Annotated in this window: 2 protein-coding genes and 1 pseudogene; all 3 read right to left on the bottom strand. The window is 49.0% G+C overall.

The annotated features are described in order from the left end of the window. Positions 1-710: AraC family transcriptional regulator (locus VIM87_RS28500; RefSeq protein WP_332000271.1), on the bottom strand; the 710-nt coding region annotated here is incomplete at its 3' end. A gap of 10 nt (positions 711-720) precedes the next feature. After that, positions 721-1,854 (bottom strand): MBL fold metallo-hydrolase, encoded by a 1,134-nt coding sequence (locus VIM87_RS28505; RefSeq protein ID WP_332000272.1) that lies wholly within the window; start codon positions 1,852-1,854, stop codon positions 721-723. A gap of 28 nt (positions 1,855-1,882) precedes the next feature. Next, positions 1,883-2,069: pseudogene (locus tag VIM87_RS28510) on the bottom strand (aldehyde reductase); the annotation flags it as partial.

A 2,069-nucleotide genomic window follows, 5' to 3' on the forward strand; every position in this document is an offset into this window, starting at 1 on the left:
GGTTTCCGCTTTTTCTCAAAGATCTCGTAATAAGCAGTTTCCAGGCGTTTTTGTTTTAACCAGGTTTGCGGATTGGTATTAAACGCTTTTTTAAAATCCCTTTTAAAGGTGGTCAGGCTTCTGCCGGTTAAGAAACCAAAGCGTTCCAGGCTCATATTAAACATGTAGTTCTTTTCCATAAAGCTGGCCAGGTCTATCTTGCCCGGTTTCTCAAAATTCCCCAGTATGCTGTCAGCCTCTTTATCTATTGCACGCAGCACGGTAATAGCTTCCTGCACTTTAATGGCTGCAAGGTCGGGCGGCAGCTCAGCGGAGAAGGTGAAATAAGGCAGCAGGGAGCTTAATAAGCTCTCCAGCAATGGGTGTGGCCCGTAAGCCTTTATACGCGGCGTATCCGCCGGTGGGGTGGGAACAATGGGATGGGCTGCATAATATTTTTGCAGGAAGGTTTGTGTGAATACAATGGAAATGGATCTGCAGGGCTGCCCCTCAACAGGGCATTTGGTAACCCTTGCCAGCTGGTTGCGGGGGCATAGGATAATATCGCCGGCCCTGAAAACATAGGTCTGGTTGGCATGCACAATCCTGCTTTCGCCCGACAGCATTATAAACAGCGCATGCTCATTCAGCACCAGCTCTTTTATAGTGTGCCTTTCTGTGGCGCAGCTTAAGAATATTTCTGCCTTTGCACTAAAACCGGCTTTTTCCATATACATAAATTTAACGTATCCCTACCCACCATTGTTTAAAAACCTGGTGTTTATTATCCAGGCTCACCACTTCTCCTATCATGGGCGTTACCAGGGGAATGTTAAAAGTTTTATTAAGCGCTGTTATTGCCACCAGGGGTGCATCCCAGGTATGCCTGGCCAGCGTGAATTTTGAGGAATGCTCCGGCAGCAGGCGCGCTGCATGCAGGTCCTGCGCGGCCTGCAGCACCTCTGCCGGTAACATATGTACGTAATGCCAGGCGCTGTCGTACTGCCCGTTCTCTAAAATAGCCAGGTCTATGGGGCCGTAGGTACGGCCAATGCCGGCAAAGTGCGGGCCGTAGCCGGTATCGCCGCTAATGAAAATAGTAGCTGCCGGTGCTTTTATAACAAATGAAAGCCACAGCGTGTTTTCCTGGTTAAATCCCGCTCTGCCGGATTTATGCCTTGCTTCCTCTGCATAAATAATAAAACCGCTGTCCACCGCTACTTTTTCATGCCAGTCTTTTTCAAGGATCTTTTCTTTTGGGTAACCCCAGTATTCAAAATCAGCGCCTACGCCAAGCCCGCATATAACGTGCTTGGTTTTGTTTTTAAGGGCCAGCACGGTTTCATAATCCAGGTGATCGTAATGGTCGTGTGATATCAGCAGGTAATCTATCTCCGGCAGGTCTGCCACGGTGTAAACATCCGTTCCCCGGAAAGGCTTTATGGTACCGGGAATGGGGGAGGCGTTCCCGCTCAGCACCGGGTCTGCCAGTATCCTTTTGCCATTCAGCTGTATAAAGCAGGAGGAGTGGCCGAACCAAACCACCACGTTACTATCCCGCGGTATTTTAAGCAGGTCTGTTTTCACAGTGGGGATGGCATCTGTTGGCTGGCGCCGCGGATATTTGTTGAACACCGCTTTATACAGCTCACCCGTCATGGTATGGCCTTCCGCCAAAGTAGGGGTGGCAAGGGTGTTTTGAAATTTACCGTTCCTAAAATTGGGTGAATGTTCAATACGGGCCTGCCTTTCGCCGGATGGCGCTTTGCCGAATTTAGGCAGCCGCATATAAGCGTAAACGGAGATGCCTATCAGTAAGCTAAGCGACAGTACCGCTATCAGCAGGTATTTTGAAAACCGCAGCAATCGTTTCATGTTAGTATGGACGGTTTGTGAACAGCATTTATTTTATTAACCCAAACTCCACCATGCTTTTAACAGCAGCCAGGATGGCTTCTTCATTGCTGCGGGGCTGCCAGCCCAATATCGTCTTTGCTTTTTGATTGCTGGCATTTTTATTCCGGCTTAGCTGGGGCGCTATATTTTTAGCCACCGGGCTAAATAGGGCGGCTATACGAATTATCCAGTCG

Origin of the sequence: Chitinophaga sp., assembly GCF_036569125.1 — a bacterium.
Taxonomy (GTDB): domain Bacteria; phylum Bacteroidota; class Bacteroidia; order Chitinophagales; family Chitinophagaceae; genus Chitinophaga.

Coding starts and splice junctions, on each gene's coding strand:
- VIM87_RS28505 (WP_332000272.1), bottom strand. CDS start 1,854: ATGAAACGATTGCTGCGGTTTTCAAAATACCTGCTGATAGCGGTACTG.